Source organism: Ancylobacter rudongensis (assembly GCF_900100155.1).
GTDB classification, from domain to species: Bacteria; Pseudomonadota; Alphaproteobacteria; order Rhizobiales; family Xanthobacteraceae; genus Ancylobacter; species Ancylobacter rudongensis.
The window spans coordinates 80,181-103,088 of sequence record NZ_FMTP01000005.1 but is presented as its reverse complement, the minus strand read 5'-3'; the positions used below and the strand labels follow the sequence as shown (position 1 = coordinate 103,088).

Annotated in this window: 18 protein-coding genes; 14 read left to right on the top strand and 4 right to left on the bottom strand. The window is 68.4% G+C overall.

The window, feature by feature from the left end; all coding sequences use genetic code 11:
* The first annotated feature begins 277 nt into the window (after window positions 1–277).
* From tkt to pstB, 5 genes are all read left to right on the top strand, one after another.
* Window positions 278–2,269: a transketolase gene (gene tkt, locus BLO63_RS13870; protein ID WP_091441602.1), complete on the top strand. Its 1,992-nt coding sequence runs from the start codon at window positions 278–280 to the stop codon at window positions 2,267–2,269.
* A gap of 155 nt (window positions 2,270–2,424) precedes the next feature.
* Complete coding sequence (gap, locus tag BLO63_RS13865) at window positions 2,425–3,435, top strand: type I glyceraldehyde-3-phosphate dehydrogenase (protein ID WP_091441600.1); 1,011 nt, start codon at window positions 2,425–2,427, stop codon at window positions 3,433–3,435.
* A 78-nt stretch (window positions 3,436–3,513) separates the two neighbouring features.
* Entirely contained in the window at window positions 3,514–4,713 is a 1,200-nt protein-coding gene (locus BLO63_RS13860; RefSeq protein WP_091441599.1) for a phosphoglycerate kinase, read from the top strand.
* A gap of 128 nt (window positions 4,714–4,841) precedes the next feature.
* Window positions 4,842–5,864 (top strand): class I fructose-bisphosphate aldolase, encoded by a 1,023-nt coding sequence (locus tag BLO63_RS13855; protein ID WP_091441597.1) that lies wholly within the window; start codon window positions 4,842–4,844, stop codon window positions 5,862–5,864.
* 160 nt (window positions 5,865–6,024) lie between these two features.
* Entirely contained in the window at window positions 6,025–6,873 is an 849-nt protein-coding gene (gene pstB, locus BLO63_RS13850) for a phosphate ABC transporter ATP-binding protein PstB (protein WP_425284336.1), read from the top strand.
* A gap of 96 nt (window positions 6,874–6,969) precedes the next feature.
* Here the strand turns inward: pstB and BLO63_RS13845 are convergent, their stop codons facing one another.
* On the bottom strand, window positions 6,970–9,480 hold the full coding sequence (locus tag BLO63_RS13845) for a carbohydrate-binding family V/XII (protein WP_091441595.1): 2,511 nt from the start codon (window positions 9,478–9,480) through the stop codon (window positions 6,970–6,972).
* Between the two features lie 297 nt (window positions 9,481–9,777).
* Here BLO63_RS13845 and BLO63_RS13840 point away from each other — a divergent pair, with 297 nt between their 5' ends.
* The 3 genes from BLO63_RS13840 to BLO63_RS13830 all read left to right on the top strand — a co-directional run bounded on the left by BLO63_RS13840 (window position 9,778) and on the right by BLO63_RS13830 (window position 14,838).
* Entirely contained in the window at window positions 9,778–10,437 is a 660-nt protein-coding gene (locus BLO63_RS13840; protein WP_091441593.1) for a thiamine phosphate synthase, read from the top strand.
* A 26-nt stretch (window positions 10,438–10,463) separates the two neighbouring features.
* Window positions 10,464–11,471: a tetratricopeptide repeat protein gene (locus BLO63_RS13835; protein WP_244517875.1), complete on the top strand. Its 1,008-nt coding sequence runs from the start codon at window positions 10,464–10,466 to the stop codon at window positions 11,469–11,471.
* A 289-nt stretch (window positions 11,472–11,760) separates the two neighbouring features.
* The gene (locus BLO63_RS13830) at window positions 11,761–14,838 is read left to right on the top strand and encodes an EAL domain-containing protein (protein WP_244517890.1); all 3,078 of its coding nucleotides are present in this window, start codon (window positions 11,761–11,763) and stop codon (window positions 14,836–14,838) included.
* Window positions 14,839–14,886: 48 nt separating this feature from the next.
* Here the strand turns inward: BLO63_RS13830 and BLO63_RS13825 are convergent, their stop codons facing one another.
* The gene (locus tag BLO63_RS13825; protein ID WP_091441590.1) at window positions 14,887–15,513 is read right to left on the bottom strand and encodes a YqgE/AlgH family protein; all 627 of its coding nucleotides are present in this window, start codon (window positions 15,511–15,513) and stop codon (window positions 14,887–14,889) included.
* 135 nt (window positions 15,514–15,648) lie between these two features.
* Between BLO63_RS13825 and BLO63_RS13820 the strand changes: the two genes are divergently transcribed.
* Both BLO63_RS13820 and BLO63_RS13815 read left to right on the top strand, forming a co-directional pair.
* A complete protein-coding gene (locus BLO63_RS13820; RefSeq protein ID WP_244517889.1) occupies window positions 15,649–16,488 on the top strand; it encodes a protein-disulfide reductase DsbD domain-containing protein in 840 nt (279 codons plus the stop codon).
* Between the two features lie 132 nt (window positions 16,489–16,620).
* Window positions 16,621–17,106, top strand: coding sequence for a peroxiredoxin (locus BLO63_RS13815; protein WP_091441585.1), 486 nt, complete (start codon window positions 16,621–16,623; stop codon window positions 17,104–17,106).
* A gap of 82 nt (window positions 17,107–17,188) precedes the next feature.
* Here BLO63_RS13815 and BLO63_RS13810 read toward each other — a convergent pair whose 3' ends face one another.
* Window positions 17,189–17,395, bottom strand: a complete 207-nt coding sequence (locus BLO63_RS13810) for a YdcH family protein (protein WP_018387729.1) — start codon at window positions 17,393–17,395, stop codon at window positions 17,189–17,191.
* 209 nt (window positions 17,396–17,604) lie between these two features.
* Here BLO63_RS13810 and BLO63_RS13805 point away from each other — a divergent pair, with 209 nt between their 5' ends.
* A complete protein-coding gene (locus BLO63_RS13805; RefSeq protein WP_018387730.1) occupies window positions 17,605–17,781 on the top strand; it encodes a YdcH family protein in 177 nt (58 codons plus the stop codon).
* A gap of 349 nt (window positions 17,782–18,130) precedes the next feature.
* On the top strand, window positions 18,131–20,059 hold the full coding sequence (locus tag BLO63_RS13800) for a propionyl-CoA synthetase (protein WP_091441583.1): 1,929 nt from the start codon (window positions 18,131–18,133) through the stop codon (window positions 20,057–20,059).
* Between the two features lie 182 nt (window positions 20,060–20,241).
* Here the strand turns inward: BLO63_RS13800 and BLO63_RS13795 are convergent, their stop codons facing one another.
* Window positions 20,242–20,952 (bottom strand): DUF1013 domain-containing protein, encoded by a 711-nt coding sequence (locus tag BLO63_RS13795; protein WP_091441581.1) that lies wholly within the window; start codon window positions 20,950–20,952, stop codon window positions 20,242–20,244.
* Between the two features lie 266 nt (window positions 20,953–21,218).
* On the opposite strand from BLO63_RS13795, the gene BLO63_RS13790 reads away from it, so the two are divergent.
* Complete coding sequence (locus BLO63_RS13790) at window positions 21,219–21,845, top strand: YceI family protein (protein WP_091441580.1); 627 nt, start codon at window positions 21,219–21,221, stop codon at window positions 21,843–21,845.
* Between the two features lie 67 nt (window positions 21,846–21,912).
* On the top strand, window positions 21,913–22,893 hold the full coding sequence (gene ispH / locus BLO63_RS13785) for a 4-hydroxy-3-methylbut-2-enyl diphosphate reductase (protein WP_091441578.1): 981 nt from the start codon (window positions 21,913–21,915) through the stop codon (window positions 22,891–22,893).
* The last annotated feature ends 15 nt before the right edge of the window (window positions 22,894–22,908 follow it).

The window sequence follows — 22,908 nt, the reverse complement described above, 5'->3', positions numbered from 1 at the left end:
TTGAGCCTGCGGGGGGAAACCGCGTCAACTAACGCGCCCCGGGCGCAAACGACACACAGCTTCCGTGCCTCGGCGGCCGGCAAGGGCGGCCGACAGAGGCTGTCGCGGGCCTGTCGTCACACGCCTGTCTTTGACAGCGCGCCCGGTGGTGCTATCACTCGCCGGCCCCCGCCCGCATGCTGAGCTGGCCCGCCCGGGAGCAACGCCGCCCGGCCTGCGGCCTCGAAACGTCGCGCCCTGACACAGCAACCCATCTGCCTCGGAGACATCCGTCCTCATGTCGAACCGCGAGAAGCACGATCGCATGGCCAATGCCATTCGGGCACTGGCCATGGACGCCGTCGAAGCCGCCAATTCCGGCCATCCGGGCATGCCCATGGGAATGGCGGACGTCGCCACTGTCCTGTTCGGCAAGGTGCTGAAATACGACCCGACCGACCCGCACTGGCCGGACCGGGATCGCTTCATCCTCTCCGCCGGCCACGGCTCGATGCTCATCTACGCCCTGCTCTACCTCACGGGCTATGAGGGCATGTCGATCGACGACATCAAGAATTTCCGCCAGCTTGGCTCGCGCACGCCCGGCCATCCCGAATATGGCCATACGGTCGGCATCGAGACCACCACCGGGCCGCTCGGCCAGGGCCTTGCCAATTCGGTCGGCTTCGCGCTCGGCGAGCGCATGCTCGCCGCCCAGTTCGGCTCAGACCTGGTCGACCACCACACCTATGTCATCTGCGGCGATGGCTGCCTGATGGAAGGCATCTCGGAGGAGGCGATCGAGATCGCCGGCCGCCAGAAGCTGAACAAGCTCACTGTGCTGTGGGACGACAACCACATCACCATCGACGGCTCCACCGCGCTCTCGGTCGCGACCGACCAGCTCGCCCGCTTCGAGGCCTCGGGCTGGCACGCGACCCGCGTCGACGGCCATGACCCGGACGCCATCCTTGCCGCGCTGGAAGCCGCCAAGACCAGCGACAAGCCGACGCTGATCGCCTGCCACACCACCATCGGCTATGGCGCGCCCAACAAAGGCGGCACCAATGCCGTTCACGGCGCCCCGCTCGGCGCCGCCGAGATCGCCGCGGCCCGCGCCTTCCTCAACTGGGAATACGAGCCCTTCGTCATTCCCAGCGACGTGCTCGACGCGTGGCGCCTCGCCGGCCTGCGCTCGCGCCAGGCGCACAAGAACTGGAACCAGCGGCTCAGCGAGGCCGATGTCGAGCTGCGCGGCGAGTTCGAGCGGCGCGTGCGCGGCGACCTGCCCTCCAAGCTGGGCGAGACGGTCGCCGCTGTCATCGCCAAGGCCCGTGCCGATGGCGGGGCCGTGGCCACCCGCAAATCCTCCGAGATCGTGCTGGAAGCCCTCACGGCGGCGTTGCCGGAAATGGTGGGCGGCTCGGCCGACCTCACCCACTCCAACAACACGAAGACCAAGGCCACCTCGGTCTATGTCGAGCCGCCGAAATATGACGGCCGCTATGTGAACTGGGGCATTCGCGAGCACGGCATGGCCGCGGCGATGAACGGAATCGCCCTGCATGGCGGCTTCATCCCCTATGGCGGCACCTTCCTCGTCTTCTCCGACTATTGCCGCCCCTCCATCCGCCTCGCGGCGCTGATGGGCGTGCGCGTGGTCTATGTGTTCACGCATGATTCGATCGGCGTGGGCGAGGACGGCCCGACCCACCAGCCGGTCGAGCAGATCGCCGCGCTGCGCGCCATTCCGAACCTCCTTGTCTTCCGCCCCTGCGACACGGTGGAAACGGCGGAAGCCTGGAAGCTGGCGCTGGAGCACAAGACCGGCCCGAGCGTGATGGCGCTGACGCGCCAGAACCTGCCGCTGCTGCGCACCGACGACAGCGAGCGCTGCCTCACCGCGCGCGGTGCCTATGAGCTGGCGAGCGCCTCCGACGAGGCGCAGGTCACGCTCTTCGCCTCCGGCTCGGAAGTCTCGCTGGTGATGAAGGCCCGCGAGCAGCTGGAAGCGCAGGGCGTGCCGACCCGCGTCGTCTCCGTGCCCTGCTTCGAGCTGTTCCTGAACCAGCCCGAGGAAAGCCGCCGTCAGGTGGTGGGCACGGCGCCGGTGAAGATCGCGGTCGAAGCCCTGATCCGCCAGGGCTGGGACGAGATCGTCGGCTCCGACGCTGCCTTTATCGGCATGCGGGGCTTCGGTGCCTCCGGCCCGGCTCCCGAGGTGTTCGCCCATTTCGGCATCACCGTCGAAGCCGTGGTGGCGACCGCGCTCAGCCGCCTCAAGCGCTGAACACGCCCGACAAGCTATGCGGCTGGCGCATACATAATGCGCCAGCCCTGCGCCCAGCAAGCAGCGTCAAAAGAGCGACTGGTGTCCTGGCAATCGCCGCGCTATGAGGCCCTCGCGCGGATCATGATGATAAAGCTTACCTGGGGATTAAACGCATGACGCTCAAGGTTGCCATCAACGGCTTTGGACGCATCGGTCGCAATGTGCTGCGGGCCATCATCGAGTCCGGGCGCACCGATATCGAAGTCGTCGCCATCAATGATCTCGGCCCGGTCGAGACCAATGCCCACCTGTTCCGCTTCGACAGCGTCCATGGCCGGTTCAACGGCACGGTGACGGTCGACGGCGACACGATCGACGTCGGTCGCGGCCCGATCAAGGTGACGGCGGTGCGCAATCCGGCCGAACTGCCGCACACCGCGCTCGGCGTGGATATCGCGCTCGAATGCACCGGCATTTTCACCGCGCGCGACAAGGCTGCCGCCCACCTCGCGGCCGGCGCCAAGCGCGTGCTGGTTTCCGCCCCGGCGGAAGGCGCCGACCTGACGGTCGTCTTCGGCGTCAACCACGACAAGCTGACCAAGGATCATCTGGTCGTCTCCAACGCCTCCTGCACCACCAATTGCCTCGCGCCGGTGGCCAAGGTGCTGAATGACGCCGTCGGCATCGACCACGGCTTCATGACGACGATCCACTCCTACACAGGTGACCAGCCGACGCTGGACACCATGCACAAGGATCTCTACCGCGCCCGCGCTGCGGCGCTTTCGATGATCCCGACCACGACGGGCGCCGCCAAGGCCGTCGGCCTCGTGCTGCCCGAGCTCGCCGGCCGGCTGGACGGCACCTCGATCCGCGTGCCGACCCCGAACGTCTCGGTCGTCGACTTCAAGTTCGTCGCCAAGAAGAAGGTGACGAAGGAGGAGATCAACGAGGCGATCAAGGCCGCCGCCGCGAGCGGTCCGCTCAAGGGCGTTCTCGGCTTCACCGACCAGCCGAACGTCTCCACCGATTTCAACCACGACCCCCATTCCTCGATCTTCCACCTCGACCAGACCAAGGTGCTGGAAGGCAATTTCGTCCGGGTGCTGTCCTGGTACGACAATGAATGGGGTTTCTCGAACCGCATGTCCGACACGGCGGTCGCCCTCGGAAAGCTGATCTGAAATCCGGCCCGGCCGGGTCTCCCGCCAAGGAGGCCCGGCCGTTTCGCTTCCAAGATCAACAATCCAAGGGAGAAGACCATGAGCGAGGCCTCCGCCTTTCGCACCCTCGACGACGCCGACGTCGCCAATAAGCGCGTGCTCGTGCGCGTCGATCTGAACGTGCCGGTCGATAATGGCCGCGTCACCGACGACACCCGCATCCAGGCCGTGCTGCCCACCATCCGCGAAATCTCCGACAAGGGCGGCAAGGTCATCCTGCTCGCCCATTTCGGCCGCCCCAAGGGCGAGGACCCGGCGCTGTCGCTTGGGTTCATCGCCCAGGAAGTGGCGAGCCGGCTCGGCAAGCCGGTCGCCTTCGCCCCCGCCACCATCGGCCCGGTGGCCGAGGCGGCGGTCGCGAAGCTCCAGCCCGGCGACGTGCTGCTGCTGGAAAACACCCGTTTCGACAAGCGCGAAGAAAAGAACGACCCGGACTTCGTGGCGGCGCTGGCCGGCCTCGGCGACCTCTATGTCAACGACGCCTTCGCCACCGCCCACCGCGCCCATGCCTCGACCGAAGGCCTCGCGCACAAGCTGCCGGCCTTTGCCGGCCGCTGCATGCAGGAGGAGATCGAGGCGCTGGCCAAGGCGCTGGAGAAGCCCGAGCGCCCGGTGCTGGCCGTCGTCGGCGGCGCCAAGGTGTCGTCGAAGCTGGACCTGCTCGGCAATCTGGTCGCCAAGGTCGATATTCTGGTGATCGGCGGCGGCATGGCCAATACCTTCCTCGCCGCGCAGGGCAAGGATGTCGGCAAGTCGCTGTGCGAGCACGAGCTGGCCGGTACCGCGCTGGACATCCTCGACAAGGCCAAGGCCGCCGGCTGCGAGATCGTGCTGCCGGTCGACGCGCTCGCCGCCACCGAGTTCAAGGCCAACGCGCCGCACCGCGTCGCCTCGGTCGATGACATCCGGCCGGACGAGATGATGCTCGATGCCGGCCCGGCCTCGGTGGAAAACGTCGTGGCCCGGCTGAAGGACGCCAGGACCATCGTCTGGAACGGCCCGTTCGGCGCCTTCGAGCTGCCGCCCTTCGACACGGCGACGGTGGCGGTTGCGCGGGCGGCGGCGGAACTCACGGACGCCGGCGGACTTCTGTCGGTAGCGGGCGGCGGCGACACGGTGGCCGCGCTCAACCATGCCGGGGTGGCGGACCGCTTCACCTATGTGTCGACGGCGGGCGGCGCCTTCCTCGAATGGCTTGAGGGCAAGCCCCTGCCGGGCGTCGAAGCCCTGAGACGTTGAACGACGCCTGGGCGGCGTGGTCCTGTCATTCAGGATCGCGCCGCCCGGTGCTAGTATCCGACAGGTCCGGCCCCGCGTTCGATCCGGTCGCGGTGCCGGACGGTCAGTTTCGCGCGGGAGAGAGAGACATGACGGCAAGCCTCGAAGAGGTTGCGTATAAGCTAGCGGCGGGTGGCAAGGGCCTCCTGGCGGCGGATGAGAGCGCCAGCACCATCAAGAAGCGCTTCGATGCCATCGGCGTCGAATCCACGTTCGAAAATCGGCGCGATTACCGCGAGATGCTGTTCCGCTCCGAGGCGATGAAGCAATACATTTCGGGCGTCATCCTGTTCGACGAAACCATCCGCCAGAAGGCGCAGGATGGCACCACGCTGGTCTCGCTGATCGAGGCCGCCGGTTCCATTCCCGGCATCAAGGTCGATCTCGGTGCCCAGCCGCAGCCGGGCTGCCCCGGCGAGACCATCACCGAGGGGCTCGACGGCCTCGCCGGCCGCTTCAAGGAATATTACGATCTCGGCGCCCGCTTCGCCAAATGGCGGGCGGTGATCGATATCGGCCAGCACATTCCCAGCTACACCTCGATCCTCGCCAATGCGCAGGCGCTCGCCCGCTATGCGGCGCTGGCGCAGGCGGCCGGCATCGTGCCGATCGTCGAGCCGGAAGTGCTGATGGATGGCGATCACGACATCGACCGCTGCTACGACGTGACCGAATGGGTGCTGAAGGAAGTGTTCCAGCAGCTCTTCTATGGCCGCGTGAAGCTTGAAGGCATGGTGCTGAAGCCGAACATGGTCATCGCCGGCCGCAAGGCGCAGAAGCAGGCCTCGGTCGAGGAAGTCGCGGCCAAGACCGTGCGCTGCCTCAAGAACTGCGTGCCGAGCGCCGTCCCCAGCGTCGCCTTCCTCTCCGGCGGCCAGTCGGACGAGGAGGCCACCGCCCATCTCGACGCCATGATCCGTGGCGGCGGGCTGCCGTGGAACCTCACCTTCTCCTATGGCCGCGCCCTCCAGGCCGCGCCGCAGAAGGCATGGTCCGGCAAGCCGGAGAACGTCGCCGCCGGCCAGGCCGCCTTCACCCACCGCGCCCGGATGAACTATCTCGCCGCGCTGGGCCAGTGGACGCCGGAGAGCGAGCAGCAGAAAGCCGCCTGATCGGGCTCTCTTCTCACGACTGCAGGACGCCGCCGCAAGGCGGCGTCTTTTATTTGTCGGCTTATAGTCGACCGATCGACTTTTATCTCACCTTGACCTTGCGCAAGGCGTGCATGTTCCCAGTCTCTAACCTTGGCATCATGGCAAGGGAGAGACGCGCGTGCGACACGATCTCAAGACGAGCCTTCCGCCCGGCGGCGTCGATCCGCACGGCCTCGCCCCTTTCTCCGCCCGGGCCGGCGAGCCCTCGCCGAGCCCGGTGAAGCTGGACATCCGCCATGTCGGCTTCCGCTTCGGCTCCACGCCGGCGCTGCACGACATCTCCTTCCCCATCCACGCCAACCGCGTGACGGCGCTGATCGGGCCTTCCGGCTGCGGCAAGTCCACGCTGCTACGGGTGCTGAACCGCATGGCCGACCTTTATGAGGACCAGCATGTCGAGGGACAGGTGCTGCTCGACGGGCAGAACATTCTCGCCCCCGATGTGGATGTGCTGACGCTGCGCCGGCGCGTCGGCATGGTCACGCAGAAGCCCTCCCCCTTCCCGATGTCGATCTATGACAATGTCGCGATCGGCATGCGCCTCAACGAGGAACTGACCAAGGTACAGCTCGACCAGCGGGTGGAGGATGCGCTGCGCCGGGCGGCGCTGTGGGAAGAGGTCGGCGGCCTGCTCGACCATTCCGCCCTCAGCCTGTCCGGCGGCCAGCAGCAGCGCCTGTGCCTCGCGCGTACCATGGCGGTGCGGCCGGAAGTGATCCTGCTCGACGAGCCGTGCTCGGCGCTCGACCCGATCTCCACCGCCAGGATCGAGGAGACGATGGAGGAGCTCAAGAGTGTGAGCACCCTCGTCATCGTCACCCACAATCTGCAGCAGGCGGCGCGGATCGCCGATTACACCGCGTTTCTCTATCTCGGCGAGCTGGTCGAGTTCGGTGCGACCACCCAGCTGTTTTCCGCGCCGCGCGAGGAGCGCACCCTCAGCTATATCTCGGGCCGGATGGGCTGAGCCACTGGCGTTGCTTGCCGCCGGCCACGGCGAAAAAAGAATCCCCGGCACATGGCCGGGGATGATGTGTTGCTAGGCCTGTTGGACGGGTCCGGCTCAGCGGCGCCCGCCGCCGAAGCCGCCGCCAAAGCCACCATGGAAGCCGCCGCCAAAACCGCCGCCGCCGCCGCCGAAGCCGTCGTGGAAGCCGCCGCCATAGCCGCCGCCATAATGGTCGCCGCCGCCGAAGCCGTCATAGCCGCCGGACCGGGCAAAGCTGTCGGCGCGGGCGTCGCCATAGCCCTGATACTGGCGCTGCTGGTCGAGCCGGCCGATCTGGTCGGCATCGGTGGTGTTCTTCCAGCCGTCGATCGACTGGTGCTGCCAGCCATTATCGGCGTCGTACTGGTGAATCGAGCCGTCATGATCGGTGTAGATGTTGCCGTTGTTCCAGGCGACGCCATTGCCGGTCTTGGCATTGCCGGCGACGCCGCGGCTGTCGACGCTGACATGGCCATCATTGTCGACCACGCCCGTCTGCGAGGCATGGCCGATGCCGGTCGTCGGGTTGTAGCCGGCCGATTCACGACCCGCGACGGCATTGCCGGTATAGGCATTGCCCGCCACACCCGCACGCGCCTCGCCATGCGCGCCGGTATAGGGATTGAAGAAGGCGGCCGAGCGGCCGGCGGCATAGTTTCCGGTCCAGGGGTTGAAGGCGGCCCCTGAGCGCCCGGCGAAGTCGGTGCCCCAGCCGGTCACGCCATGCACGGCATTGGCGCCCCAGGCGGTGCCATACGGACCGACGCCCCAGGCGTGATCCCACGTCGCCGCCCCGCCCCAGGCGCCATAGATGTTGGTGCGGGCAATGTCGACGCCCGCCCAGGGGCCGCCCCACGGGCCGGGCCGCCAATAGGGGCCCCACCAGGGATACATCGCCCCCCAGCCGAACGCGGCGTCGTAGCCGAAGCCGAAGCCGCCGGTCCAGACGAAAGCGGCGTCATAACCATATGTGGCGGGGCAGCCATACCAGTAGGTGCCGATATAGCCGACGCAGTTATAGCCGGTGCCATAGACCACCGTGCCGCCCGGCTCGATCACCACGCCCATATAGCCGGGCGTGTAGCCGACCGTCACCACATCCGCCGTCGAGGCGTAGACGCGGACATAGGTGACGTAGTGCAGCGGCGAGGACACCGGGATGGTGTAGATCGCGTCCGGCACCACGTCCGCGACCAGCCACGGGCCGGTCGGTGTCGTCGAGACGAACCAGGCGCCCTGGAACAGCGCGTAGTAGCGCGCCGGGTCGAGCTGGATCACCGGCGTGCGGGTGTTCGCCGCATAGGCCAGGATGGTGCCCTTGATCGGCTCGAACTTCGGCGCCCCGCCGTCATATTTGATGGTGAGCTGGGTATCGCGCTTGATCGAGGCGGTCTGCGGCACGGTGGCGGCAATCGCCGCCTCCTTCGCCTGCGGCGTGCCGGGCACCGCGACCAGCGCATTGGCCGCCGGATCGGTCGGTGCGATCTGGGCGAAACCGGCGGGCAGGCTGGTGCCGGGCACGAAGCTCCACGGCCCGGCAAAGCCGGCGGCGCGGAACCAGCGGCCCGAGATCAGCACATAATACTGGTTGCTGTCGGGATCGAGGATGATCGCGTGGTCGGCATTGCTGACGCGCAGCAGCGAGGTGCCGCCCACCGGCGTCATCTGCGGCGCGCCGGCAGTGATGACGAGCTCGGCAGGGGTGGTGGAGACGATGATCGCCGGGGGCGTCGCCGGCTTCTGGCCATTGGCCGGCAGCATGGTCTGCGCCGGCTCCTCATAGGTCGCGGTGCTGCCGGCCGCCTCGAGCGCCGGGTCCGGCTGGGCGGTGACGGTCCAAGGCCCCGTGATGGCGGGCGCCTGGTACCAGGTGCCGGCGGCCTGCAGGTGATAGAGGCCCGCGCCATCGACCAGCATCAGCGGCTGGGTATTGACGATACGCTGGAAGCCCTGCACCCCGTCGATCGGCCGCGGCACCGGCTCGCCGGCCACAAGCACGAGCAGGGTCGGCGTCTGGGCGAAGACGATGCGCGGCGGGGTATTCTCCACCGGCTGCGTCATCTCCTTGTCCAGCTGCTTGGTCGCGGCGTAGCTGGTCATCAGATGGTCGAGGGCGAAGGTCATGCCCTGCGGCGAGATGCGCGACTGCAGCGCGTTCAGCAGCACCGCGTCCTGCGAGGAATCGGTCGGCACATCGACCGAGGTGATGCGGATATTGCTCAGCTGTGCCAGCTTGGACGGCTTGTCGATCGCCACCCGCGCGGTGAAGCGGGCGAGGCCATAGGTCGGGCCCGCCGCCGGCGCGCCGGAAGCGGCGAGGTCCGGCTTCGGGCCGATGGCGACGGCGGCGCGACCGGAAATCTGATCGCCGTTCCACTGCTCGATCATCGGCTGGTAGACCTGCAGCAGCTTGTCGCCGAGGTCGAAACTGCGCGGCCAGGCCAGCGCCGGCGGGATCGCCGAGGCCGGGGCGGCGGTGGAAGCGGTCGTGGCCGCCGGCGCGGCCGGCTGCTGCGCGAGAGCCGGCGTGACGCTCAGGGCGAGCACCGCCGCAAGCGCGGCAGCGGGACGAGGATGATGGCGCATGTTTCCCCCAACGGGTAGCAACGATCCGGCGACGGGCCAGGCACACCCGCCCGGCCAACCAATATCACCGCCATTCTGCGCCGATAAGGCTGGCCTGAGCCTGACGCGAAATGACGGGAGGAAAGAACGCCGTTAAAATGTTACCGCATTATGGCACAGCCGGGCGCTCCCTGCGTTCAGGCGCCTGACTGGACCGCCAAGGGGCGGGCGCGCTAGACAGTCAGGCGCGCGTGCCGTGCTTTCGCCGCCATCCTGCACGATGGCTTCACCCATGGCTCGTCACAAGACTGTTTCCTGATGGCACGTTCCTCCTCCCGCTCCGATTCCGCGCCGCCCCGACCGGCGCCCCGCCTCTATGTGCTCGTGCCGGCCCTCGCCGATCCGGCCGGCATCGCGGCACAGGCCGAGGCGCTCCGCCAGGCCGCGCAGGAGGTCGACATCGCGGCCGTGCTGCTGCGTCCGGGCGATGGCGCGGCGGCACAGGCCCTGGCGCCGCTGATCGAGGCCTGCCAGGCCATCGGCGCCGCCGGGCTCGTTGACGGCAACGCCGCGCTCGTCGCTCCCCTTGGCGCCGACGGCGCGCATTTCGACGAGGCGGCGGCGCTGAAAGGCGCGGCGCCGTCGCTGCGCCCTGACGGCATCGCCGGCGCTGGCGGGCTGCGCAGCAAGCACGACGCCATGACGGCGGCGGAAAACGGTGCCGATTATGTGATGTTCGGCGAGCCCGATGCCGAGGGGCGCCGCCCGCCCTTCGAAGCGACGCTGGAGCGCACCGAGTGGTGGGCGCAGCTCTTCGAGCCGCCCTGCGTCGGCTATGCCCGCACGCTGGACGAAGTGGCCGCGCTGGTTGCCGCCGGTGCCGATTTCGTGGCGGTGGACACGCTGGTCTTCGACGCGCCGCGCGAGGGCGCCCGGGCGCTGGCCGAGCGTCTGGTTCCTGCCGGGGACGCCTCCTGATGCCGCCGCGCCCGCCCGGACGACACATGGCCCTCCCGGCCGGCGCGCTGCTGGCGTGCCTGGCATGGGCCGCCCCGGCGAGCGCGGCACAGGGACAGTCGCCGGCCGACACGGCACCCAGTGCCGTGAAGCGCGCCGCGCCGAATACGGCCGCCCCCAGGCTGGCGAGCCCGACGACCCTGCCCCCGTCGGGCGCGGACCCCGACCCGGCGTACACCGCCTTTCAGCGCGGGCGGTACCGCACGGCCCTCGACCTCGCGGTCAGCCGTGCCAATGCGCAGGGGGATGCCGTCTCCATGGTGCTGGCGGCGGAGTTGCTTTCCCAGGGCTATGGGGTGCGCCAGGACCCGACGGCGGCGCGTCAATGGTATGAGGCGGCGGCGGCGAAGGGCAATCCCGACGCGCTTTTCACCCTTGGCGGCATTCTCATGGCCTCCGCCTCCACCGCCAACAAGGATCAGGCGGTCGATTTCTTCCGCCGGGCCGCCGAAGCCGGCAGCGCGCGTGCCGCTTATAATCTCGGTCTTGTCTATCTCCAGGGCGAGGTGGCGCCGAAGGAGCCCGCCATCGCCGCCGAATGGTTCAAGCGCGGGGCCGAGAGCGACCAGCCGGACGCCCTCTACGCCCTGGCGACGCTCTACCGCGACGGCAATGGCGTGCCGCAGGACGCTGTCGAGTCGGCCCGGCTGCTCCAGCGCGCCAGCGAGGTCGGCAACGATGTCGCCACCACCGAGCTTGCCATCGTCGTGTTCAACGGCACGGGCGTGCCCAAGGACGAGGAGCGCGCCGCCGCGCTTTTCCGCAAGGCGGCGCTACAGGGCAATGCCATCGCGCAGAACCGCTATGCCCGTATTCTCTCCGCCGGTCGGGGCGCTCCCAAGGACGTGATCGCCGCCGCCGCCTGGCACCTCGCCGCCAAGGCGCAGAAGCTCGACGATCCCATGCTCGACAAGCTGGTCGCCTCCCTCACCCCCGAACAGCGGGCGCAGGCGCAGGCGCGGGTCAAGCCATGGGCGCCCGCCCCGGCCTATTAGCCGGGCATGGCGTTTGCGATCACGACCCGGTTGCGGGGAGCGGGCGCCTCCCTTCCAGCCCGACGCCGGCGCCGGGTGGGGCGTTCCCGCCTTGCTCATGCCGCCGGGCACCGTTACTCATCGTGACGCTTCGCCGTCGGCAGCCGGCGGCGCGGCGTCCAAGACCGTCTTCTGGGGATTTCGCTTGCTCATCGCTTGTCCAGTGCCGTCGCGGGGAACGCCGCGTCTTCCCTCCCGCCGGCCGGCCGTCGCCCGGGCGTTCGCGGTGGTGGCGGCGCTGCTGTTGGCGATGCTCGCCCTGGGCATGCCGGGCGCCCAGGCGCTGGAAGCGGTGGCGATCCGGCTCGATGCCCCGGTGGTCGACCTCGCCCCCGCCATTGAGCGCCGCACCAGCGACACCGACCGCATCCAGGTTTCCACCGTGCCGGGCGCCGACGGCATCGTCCGCCGCATCGAGGTGCGCTCGGTGGCAACCGGGCCGGATGGCAGCAAATGGGCCGTCTTCGCCCTCGCCAACAACACCGACGAGCAGGTCGACCGGCTGATCGTCGCCCCGCATTACCGCATGGTCGGCTCCGGCGTGTTCTGGCCGGACCTCGGCAATCGCCGCATCCTCAATGTGACAACGAGCCAGGGCTTCCGCCCCGAATTGCAGAACGCGCCCGATGCCGACGTGTTCTTCCTCACCCTCGACCCCGGCACCACGGTGACGCTGGTGGCCGAGCTCGGCGATGGCGGCCTGCCGCAGCTCTATCTGTGGGAGCCGGAGGCCTACAAGGACAAGGTCAACAGCTTCACGCTGTATAATGGCATCGTCATCGGCATTGCCGGCCTGCTCGCGCTCTTTCTCACCATCCTGTTCGTGGTGAAGGGCAGCGCCATGTTCCCGGCGGCGGCGGCGCTGGCCTGGGCGGTGCTGGGCTATATCGGCCTCGATTTCGGCTTCTGGTCGAAAGTGTTCGGCATCTCGCCGCTGGCGCAGCAATTCTGGCGCGCGGCGGGCGAGGCGATCCTCGCCGCGACGCTTGTCGTGTTCCTGTTCGCCTATCTCAACCTCAACCGCTGGCATGTGCGCTACGCCCATATCACGGCGGGCTGGCTGGTGTTCCTCGCCGCCATTGTCGGCCTGGCCCTGCTCGACCCCTCGGCGGCGGCCGGCATCGCCCGGCCCTCGCTGCTCGTCGTCTCCTTCATGGGCTTCGGCGTGGTCGTCTGGCTGGCACTGCACCGCTACGACCGGGCGGTGCTGATCATTCCGACGCTGTTCCTGCTGGTGGTGTGGGTGATCACCGCCGGGATGGCGGTGTCGGGCCGCATCGGCAACGATCTCGTCGCCCCGGCGCTGCTCGGCGGCCTCGTCCTCATCGTCATGCTGATCGGCTTTACCGTGATGCAGCACGCCTTCGCCGGCATCGGCTCGGTCGCCGGCAGCGCGCAGGAGCTGGAGCGCCGGGCGCTGGCGGTGGCGGGTTCGGGCGACATCGTCTGGGACTGGGACGTCGACACCGACCGCATTCATGTCAGCCCCGAGGCCGAGCACATGCTGGGCCTCAAGCAGGGCACGCTGGAGACCGAGGCCGCCGGCTGGCTCGACATCATCCATCCCGGCGACCGCGACCGCTTCCGCGCCACGCTGGACGGGCTGCTGGACCAGCGGCGCGGGCGCATCGACCAGGATTTCCGCCTGCGCGCGCATGACGGCCATTATCTCTGGTTCAACCTGCGGGCCCGGCCGGTGGTCGGCACCGATGGCGAGGTGGTGCGCTGCATCGGCACGCTCTCCGACGTCACCGACAGCCGCACCGCCGAGGAGCGCATGCTCCATGACGCGGTGCATGACAACCTGACCGGCCTGCCCAATCGCGAGCTGTTCCTCGACCGCGTCTCCGGCGCCGCCGGCCTCGCCCGCAGCGACGACCAGATCCGCCCGACGGTGATGCTGATCGACCTCGACCGCTTCAAGCAGGTGAACGCCTCGCTCGGCATGCCGGCGGGCGATTCCATCCTGCTCACCGTCGCCCGCCGCCTGATGCGCCTCGTCAAGCAGCAGGACACGCTCGCGCGCCTGGGCAGCGACCATTTCGCCCTGATCCTGCTCTCCGAGCGCGACCCCGAGCGCATCACCGCCTTCGCCGACACGCTGCGCCGCACGCTGCGCGCGCCGATCACCTTCGGCGACCGTGAGATCTTCATCACCGCCTCCATCGGCCTGCTGCTCGCCGACGGCCAGAAACGCACCCCGATGGAGACGCTGAAGGATGCCGAGCTGGCGATGTACTTCGCCAAGCGCGTCGGCGGCGACCGCATCGAAGTGTTCCGGCCCAACATGCGGACGCAGAAACTCGACCGGCTGACGATGGAGCAGGACCTGCGCCAGGCGCTGCAACGCGGCGAGATCAGCGTTCTCTACCAGCCCATCGTCGATCTCGCCACGCGCCGGATCGCCGGCTTCGAATCGGTGATGCGCTGGCAGCACCCCACGCTGGGGACCATGGCCGCCGACGACTTCCTCGGCCTCGCCGAGGAAACGGGGTTGATCGTCGATCTCGGCCTATTCGTGCTCGACACCGCCGCCCGCCAGCTCGGCGTCTGGCAGCGAACCCTGCGCGGCGAACCGATCTTCGTCTCGGTCAACATCTCCTCGCGCCAGATGCTGCGCCACGACATGCTGCAGGACCTCAAGGCGGTGCTCGCCCGCAATGTCGTCGCCCCGGGCACGCTGAAGCTGGAGCTCTCCGAGTCGCTGGCGATGGAGAACCCGGAATATACGGCGCAGATTCTCCTGCGCATGCGCGAGCTCGATGCCGGCCTGACGCTGGAGGATTTCGGCTCCGGCTATTCGGCCCTCGCCTATCTCCAGCGCTTTCCCTTCGACAGCATCAAGGTCGACCGAACCTTCACCAAGGCGCTGGGCCGCAGCGGCAACAAGGCACAGCGCCCTGTCATCCTGCGCACCATCGTCAACATGGCGCAGGATCTGGGCATGGACATCATCGCCGAGGGTGTCGAAAGCGAGCAGGTCGCCGCCGCGCTGGGCAAGCTCGGCTGCCGCTATGGCCAGGGCCGCTTCTTCGGCGAGGCGCTGACGACCGACGAGGCGCGCAAGCGCCTGCAGCCCGAGCAGCCGCCGACCTCGCTGCTCGAACGCGGGCGCCAGCTCTCGCGCGGCGCTCGTGCCGGCGCCGGATCGGCCACCACACCGCTGGCCGCCGCCCGTCCCGCCAGCGCCGCCGAGGCCGCGCAGCATGTCGAAGCCAAGCAGCGCGCCGCTCAGCCGGCCGTCGCCACGGCAGCCCCGCAGGCGCCGGCCCGCCCGGCCGCCTCACCTTCGGTGACACCGGCATCCGCGCCGACCACCCAGGCCTGACACGGAAGGCAGGCGCGGCCCAAAGTGCGGACCGGCTCGCGTGCCGGCTCAGGCGTGGCCGGCCTCGCTGGAGAGCATGCCGGGGTCGATGCCGATCTTGCGCAGTGCCAGATCGTATTTCTGGCCGGCCTCGGCCTCGAACACCAGAGTCGAATCGGCCGGGCAATGCAGCCAGCCATTCTGCTGGATCTCGTTTTCGAGCTGCCCCGGCGCCCAGCCGGCATAGCCGAGCGCCAGCATGGCGTTCGCCGGTCCGCTGCCGGTTGCCATCGCCCTGAGAATGTCGAGCGTCGCCGTCAGGCAGATGCCGTCATCGATCGGCAGGGTCGAATCCTGGATGAAGAAATCGGCGGTGTGCAGCACGAAGCCGCGCCCGGTCTCGACAGGCCCTCCGCGCAGCACCTTCACCCCGCCGGCGCTGCGCGGCAGATGGATACGCTCCTCTTGCGGGATGACGTCGAGCTGCACCAGCAGATCGGGAAAATTCACATGGCTGGCCGGCTGGTTGACCACGATCCCCATCGCCCCTTCCGGCGAATGCGCGCACAGATAGATCACCGCCCGGGCGAAACGCTCGTCACGCATGCCCGGCATGGCGACCAGCATCTGTCCGTCAAGAAAGGTCCCGCCCGCAGGGGCGTCGGAGTTCCGGGGGCGCTCGCGTCCGATCCACATGAAGAGAAGCCTAATCCCCGCAGGGGCATTTTCAAGCCCGCCCGTTCGCCACGGCGCGAGGTCGGGCGTGGCCTCACACGAAAGTGCGCCCGGCGCGGCTTCCCCATCGGGAGCGGAGAGGCTATCGCCTTGGCCATGCTCTCCCGTCTGCGTCACTACACTCTGTGCTCGCTTGCGCTCGTGCCCCTCGCGGGCCCGGCCCTTGCCGGCGACATGTCCGCCTGGTCCGCCCCGGAAGGCACCGCCGCGCGCCTCGTCGCGGGCGGGAGCCAGGACGGCGCGCTGATGGGCGGTGTTGAAATCCGCCTGCCCCCGGGACTGAAGACCTATTGGCGCTATCCCGGCGACAGCGGGGTGCCGCCGCATTTCGACTGGAGCGGCTCGCGCAATGTCGAGGCGGTCGAGGTGCTGTGGCCGGCCCCCACGCGGTTCGACGATGGCGGCTCCTTCTCCATCGGCTACAAGCACGACGTCGTGCTGCCGCTGCGCATCACCCCGAAGGACCGGGCGCAGCCGGTCGAGCTGAAGCTGAACCTCGATTTCGCCGTCTGCGGCAAGATCTGCCAGCCGGCCAATGCCGCGCTCGACCTCGCTCTGCCGCCCGGCGGCGCCGCCACGGCCTACCCCGCTCTGAAGCAGGCGCTGGCAAGCGTTCCGCACCCGGCCACGCTCGGCGCGCAGGGCGAAACGGGGATCGCCACCGCCGAACTGCACCAGGGCGCCGATGGCGCCGTCCTGCGCATCGTGACCCATGTCGACCACGCCGAGGCGGCCGATCTGTTCGTCGAGGGACCGGGCGAGGACTGGGCGCTGCCGCTGCCGTCGCGCGAGACCGGGGCCGACGGGCGGACCGTTTTCGTGTTGCCCGTCGAGGGCGTTCCCAGCGGCGTGGACGTCGCCACCGCCCGTCTGCGCTTCACCCTCGTCGATGGCGAGCGCGCCATCGAGGTGGACGCGCCTCTTTCCGCCCGCTGAACCCGCTTCCCGCCACGCGGGAAATCGCTATGGTACCGTCCGACCTGACCCGCCCGTCGCGGCGGGCGCCGGTCTGCACGGTCCCTCGGCGGGTTCCGTTCCCCATTCTCCGCCGTAAGAAAGGAAACACCCATGACGATCAAGGTCGGCGACCAGCTTCCCAGCGTCACTTTCCGCGTAGCCACGGAGGACGGCCCGGTGCCGAAATCCACCGATGAGCTGTTCAAGAACAAGAAGGTCGTGCTGTTCGCCGTTCCCGGCGCCTTCACGCCCACCTGCCACAAGAACCACCTGCCGAGCTTCATCGCCCGCGCCGAGGAAATCCTCGCAAAGGGCGTCAGCACCATTGCGGTGACGGCGGTGAACGATCCCTTCGTGATGGCGGCCTGGGAAAAGGCGTCCAACGCCAATGGCAAGATCGTCTTCCTGTCGGACGGCAATGCCGAGTTCGCCAAGGCGGTCGGCCTCGACTTCGACGCCTCCGGTGCCGGCCTCGGCGTGCGCTCCAAGCGCTATTCCATGCTGGTCGACGACGGCGAGGTGATGATCCTCAATGTCGAGGACGTGCCGAGCAAGGCCGACAAGACCAACGCCGACGTGCTGCTCACCCAGTTCTGAGCCTGTCGACGCCGATCCCGGCCGACGGCGCAGCCCTCGCGCCGGGATCGTCCGCCTGAGCCCCGGACCGGCGATCCATCGCTCAGGCGATGATATCCGGGCAGATCTGATCCTCGATATAGCCGATGCGATCGCGCAGCTGCAGCTTGCGCTTCTTGAAGCGGGCGAGCTGAAGCTGGTCGCTGCCCGGCATGTCCTGAAGTGCCTGGATCGCAACATCCAGATCACGGTGCTCCTGCCGCAAGCGCTCTAGGTGAGCCAGGAGCTCGCGTTCCTCATCCGCCGTCATCTGTGTCAAACGCCTGACCCGAAAACCGACTCATCCCCGGCAGGGCCGGGATCCAAACAGAGTATCGCCGTCCAGCGCCCCGGCCGCAACAGCGGGGCTGCCGCCCCCTCCGGTTACCACGCTGCAGCGCAGCACATCCTTTCATCGACAGCCCGTGTCTCTCGTGACAGACTGATGACGTTCGCTTCGGAAGACAGGAGATACTGTCCATGACCATGCAGTCGCATGTTGCCGAGTTGGAACGTCGCCACCAGGCACTCGAGAAGCAATTGCGGGAAGAGATTACCCGCCCCGCGACGGACGACACCCGCATCGCTGATCTCAAACGGCGCAAGCTGATCCTCAAGGACGAAATCGCCCGCTGCAAGGGCGCGACCCTCCACTAGACCACGCCCCCGCCAGGCCTGCCCCGCACGCGGATCGGACAACACGTTCTCTTTTGCAGAGCGATAGGCGTTTGCGCGAGCAGATCGGTCCAATCGGATCGCATCCTGGCAGTGCTCGGTCGGCATGACCGGCCCTCCACAGGACTGGACACAAGACCCGGCCGCCGGCCCCCAGCCGGCGGTTCGCTTTTGTGCGCTTGGGCGCACCGCCGCAGGCAAGCTGACGACCAGAAGCAACCCGACGAAGGGCGTAAGCATTTCAGCGTCTTGCCAGATGCGCGCGAAAGACGAACTCTCGGAGCCATAAAAAACCTGCCCGACAAGAACGTTCCCGAGGGAGACGCCCGCCATGCCCGGTGCCGCCAGCCGCTACCCCGACCTGCATGCCCATTCCATCCGCGACCCGGAAGGCTTCTGGCGCGACGCCGCCCGCGCCATCGACTGGACGTCGGAAGGCGAACGGGTCTTCGATTCCACCCTTGGCATTTACGGCCGCTGGTTTCCCGGCTGGACCACCAATGTCTGCCACAATGCGGTGGACCGGCATGTCGCCGCCGGGCGCGGCGCGCAGCCAGCGATTTTTTATGACAGCCCGGTCGCCGGCGCCAAGCGCAGCATTACCTATGCCGAGCTGAAGGGCGAGGTGAGCCTGCTCGCCGGCGTGCTGGGCGAGCTCGGCGTCGGCAAGGGCGATCGTGTCGTCATCTACATGCCGATGATCCCCGAGGCGATGTTCGCGATGCTGGCCTGCGCCCGGATCGGGGCGGTGCACTCGGTCGTGTTCGGCGGCTTCGCGGCGGCCGAACTTGCCAGCCGCATCGAGGATGCCCAGCCCAAGCTCGTGCTCTCCGCCTCCTGCGGCATCGAGCCCTCGCGCATCGTCCACTACAAGCCGCTGCTCGACCTCGCCTTGAGCATGGCGAAGCACAAGCCCGATGCCTGCCTGATCTTCCAGCGCCCGCAGGTGGAGGCGAAGCTCGCGCCCGGCCGCGATCATGACTGGGCCACACGGCGCGAAGCCGCGCTCGCCGCCGGCCTGCGGGCAGAATGCGTGCCGGTGGACGCCACCGATCCGCTCTACATCCTCTACACCTCGGGCACGACCGGAAAGCCCAAGGGCGTGGTGCGCGACAGCGGCGGCTATATGGTGGCGCTGCGCTGGTCGATGGAGGGCCTCTATGATGTGCGCCCGGGCGAGGTCTACTGGTCGGCGTCCGACATCGGCTGGGTGGTCGGCCATTCCTACATCGTCTACGCGCCGCTGCTCGCCGGCTGCACCACCGTGCTCTATGAGGGCAAGCCCGTCGGCACGCCCGATGCCGGCGCCTTCTGGCGGGTGATCGAGGACTACAAGGTGGCGGTGCTGTTCACCGCCCCCACCGCCCTGCGCGCCATCAAAAAAGAAGACCCGGAAGGGCGGCTGATGGGCGCGTATGATCGCTCAAGCCTGCGCACCCTGTTCCTCGCCGGGGAGCGGGCCGACCCCGACACGGTGGAATGGGCCAAGGCCCGGCTCGGCGTGCCGGTGGTCGACCATTGGTGGCAGACCGAGACTGGATGGGCCATTGCCGGCAACCCGGTCGGCCTTGGCGCCCTGCCGATCCGCGTCGGCTCCACCGGCGTGCCGATGCCCGGCTATCAGGTCGACATTCTCGACGAGGGCGGCCACCCGGTCGGCCCCGACCGCATGGGCTCCATCGCCATCAAGCTGCCGCTGCCGCCCGGCTGCCTGCCGACCCTGTGGCGGCAGGATGAGCGCTTTCGCGAGAGCTACCTCGTCGATTACCCCGGCTACTACAAGACGGCGGATGCCGGCTTCACCGATGCCAATGGCCAGCTCTTCATCATGGGCCGCACCGACGACATCATCAATGTCGCCGGCCACCGCCTCTCCACCGGCGGCATGGAGGAAGTGCTCGCCGCCCATGCCGATGTCGCGGAGTGCGCGGTCATCGGCATTCATGACGAGCTCAAGGGCGAGGTGCCCTGCGGCTTCGTGGTGCTGAAGGCGGGAGTGGCGCGTTCGCCGGCCGAGATCGAGGCCGAGATCGTGGCGCTCGTGCGCGAGCGCATCGGCCCGGTGGCGGCCTTCCGCCTCGCCATCACCGTCAACCGGCTGCCCAAGACCCGCTCGGGCAAGATCCTGCGCGGCACGATGAAGAAGATCGCCGATGCCGAGCCGTGGAACATGCCCGCGACCATCGACGACCCGGCCGCGCTCGACGAGATCGCCCTTGCGCTGGGCGCGCGCGGCCTCGCCAAGGTGACGGTCGCCTAGAGCGTTTTCGAGCGAAGTGGATACCGGTTCGCGTGAAGAAAACGCGACAAAAGAAAGAGTTAGAGCGTTTCACTGTTTCCATGAAACAGTGAACAGCTCTAGCAGCCTCTCTCACGAAAAAGCCCGGGAGCGTGCGCCCCCGGGCTTTGATCCTTCAGGCCGTGCGCCCCGCAGGGCGGGGCTCATTCCTCGTCGTCGGCCTCGCTCTTGCGCGAGCCGCCGAGCTTGGCGAACACGGTCTCCAGGTCGATCGGCTCCTCGCGCGGCTTGCGGCTCGGCACGAAGGGCTCCGGCCCGTCGCCGATCGACACGTCGACCGGCAGCAGCGTCGCCTCGTGCTCGCCGGACGGCGCCACCGTGGCAGGACGGTCCTTGGAGGAGCGCTGCACCTCGATATCAAGGTCGATCTGCGAGCACAGGCCCAGCGTCACCGGGTCCATCGGCGTCAGATGCGCCGCGTTCCAGTGGGTGCGCTCCTTGATCGACTCGATGGTCGTCTTGGTGGTGCCGACCAGCCGCATGATCTGGCTGTCCTTCAGCTCCGGATGGTTGCGCAGCAGCCAGAGAATGGCGTTCGGGCGGTCCTGGCGCTTGGACACCGGGGTGTAGCGCGGGCCACGGCGGCGCTTGGGCTCCGGCAGGCGTACCTTCGATTCCAGCAGCTTCAGGCGGTAATTCGGGTTCTTCTCGGCGCGCTCGATTTCCTCGCGGGCCAGCTGGCTGGTGGTCATCGGGTCGCTGCCCTTGATGCCCTGCGCGACCTCGCCATCGGCGATGCCCTTCACCTCAAGCACATGCAGCTTACAAAAGTCCGCGATCTGGTCGAAGGTCAGCGCGGTATTCTCGACCAGCCACACGGCGGTGGCCTTCGGCATGAGGGGGGCGTTCGCCATGGGACGCAGCTCCATCCAGTGAGGCGCCGGGCTGGCGATGAAACCGAGCCGGCGTGCAGATTTGAGGTCTTTCGGCCGCGCAAACTTCTCCCCGCGCCCCACCACCCTGCGGGGCGGAGCCTCGGACCGTCTCGCGATGACCGGGATGTCGCGAATATAGGCTTCCGCGCGCCTTCCTGCAAATCCAAAGACGCGGCGCCGGGGGTGGCGGTTATGTTCCGGCGCTGCTAGCGTCCGCGCCCCCCCCAACCAGCAAGGATGACGCGATGAAGCCTGTTCGACTTCTGACCGCCGCCGCCCTCCTCCTCACCGCCGTCACCGGCGCCTTCGCGCAGGAAGCCGAGCGCGAAATGCCCGGCACCGAGGATGTCGCCGGCATCACCGGCGGCAGCTATACCGTCGACCCGGACCACACCCAGATCGTCTGGACCGTCGATCACATGGGCATCACCCCGCTCGCCGGCATGTTCGGCGCCTCCGCCGGGACGCTGGTTCTCGACCCCACCAAGCCGGACGAGGCGAAGCTGGACATCACCATCCCCATGTCGGGCCTGCGCGTCACCTCGGAGGGCTTTGCCGCCCATCTGGCGAGCCCGGAAATCCTCGACACGGCGAAATTCCCCACCGCCAGCTTCAAATCCACCCGAGTGACGGTTGAAGGCACCGACGCAACCATCGAGGGCGAACTGACGCTGCATGGGGTGACAAAGCCGGTCACGCTGGATGTCAGCTTCTTCGGCGCCGGCATCAACCCGATGACCAAGGCCGAGAATATCGGCTTCACCGCCACCGCCGAAATCCGCCGCAGCGATTTCGGCCTGGGCTTCGGCACGCCGGTCATTTCCGACGAGGTGGCGCTCGACATCGTCGGCGCCTTCATCAAGCAGCCCTGATCCGGCCCCGCTTGACAGCGCGGGCCCCGGCACCCATGACGGTGGCGAGGCCCCGCTGGACCCTGCGATGACCCCCGAAACATCTGCCCGGAAGCCCGAGCTTCGCGTTCTTCTCTGCGCCCCGCGCGGCTTCTGCGCCGGCGTGGTGCGCGCCATCGACGCGGTGGAGCGGGCGCTGGAGATCTATGGCCCGCCGGTCTATGTGCGCCACGAGATCGTGCACAATAAATACGTCGTGGAAGGGCTGAAGGCAAAGGGCGCGGTCTTCGTCGAGGAACTCGACGAAATCCCCGCCGGCACCACCGCCCCGGTCATCTTCTCCGCCCATGGCGTCGCCCGCGCGGTGCCGGAGGACGCGGCCCGCCGCAATTTCTTCGCCATCGACGCCACCTGCCCGCTGGTGACCAAGGTTCACCGCGAGGCCACCGTCCATCACAAGCGGGGGCGCGAGGTCGTGCTCATCGGCCATGCCGGTCATCCCGAGGTGATCGGCACGATGGGCCAGCTGCCCGAGGGCGCCGTCTCGCTGGTCGAGACCGCCGAGCAGGCGCGGCTGTTCCAGCCCCGCGACCCCGGCAATCTCGCCTTCACCACCCAGACCACCCTCTCGATCGACGACACCGCCGAGATCGTCGCCATCCTGCGCGAACGCTTCCCCGCCATGGTGGCGCCGCACAAGGAGGACATCTGTTACGCCACCACCAACCGGCAGGAAGCGGTCAAGCGCGTCGCCCCGGCGGTGGACGCGATGATCGTGGTCGGCGCGCCCAACTCGTCCAATTCCCAGCGCCTGCGCGAGGCGGCCGAGCGCGAGGGCTGCCGCCATGCCGTGCTGGTGCAGCGCGCCGGCGAGATCGACTGGGGCGTCTTCGGCGCCATCGCCTCGCTGGGCGTCAGTGCCGGCGCCTCGGCCCCGGAAATCCTCGTCGAGGAAATCCTCGACGCCTTCGCCGCGCGCTACACGCTGAGGGTGGAGACGGTGCATACCGCCCATGAGGATGTGTTCTTCCCGCTGCCCCGGCAGCTCCGTTCCGACGCTGCCGAATAGGCTCGACCCCACCCC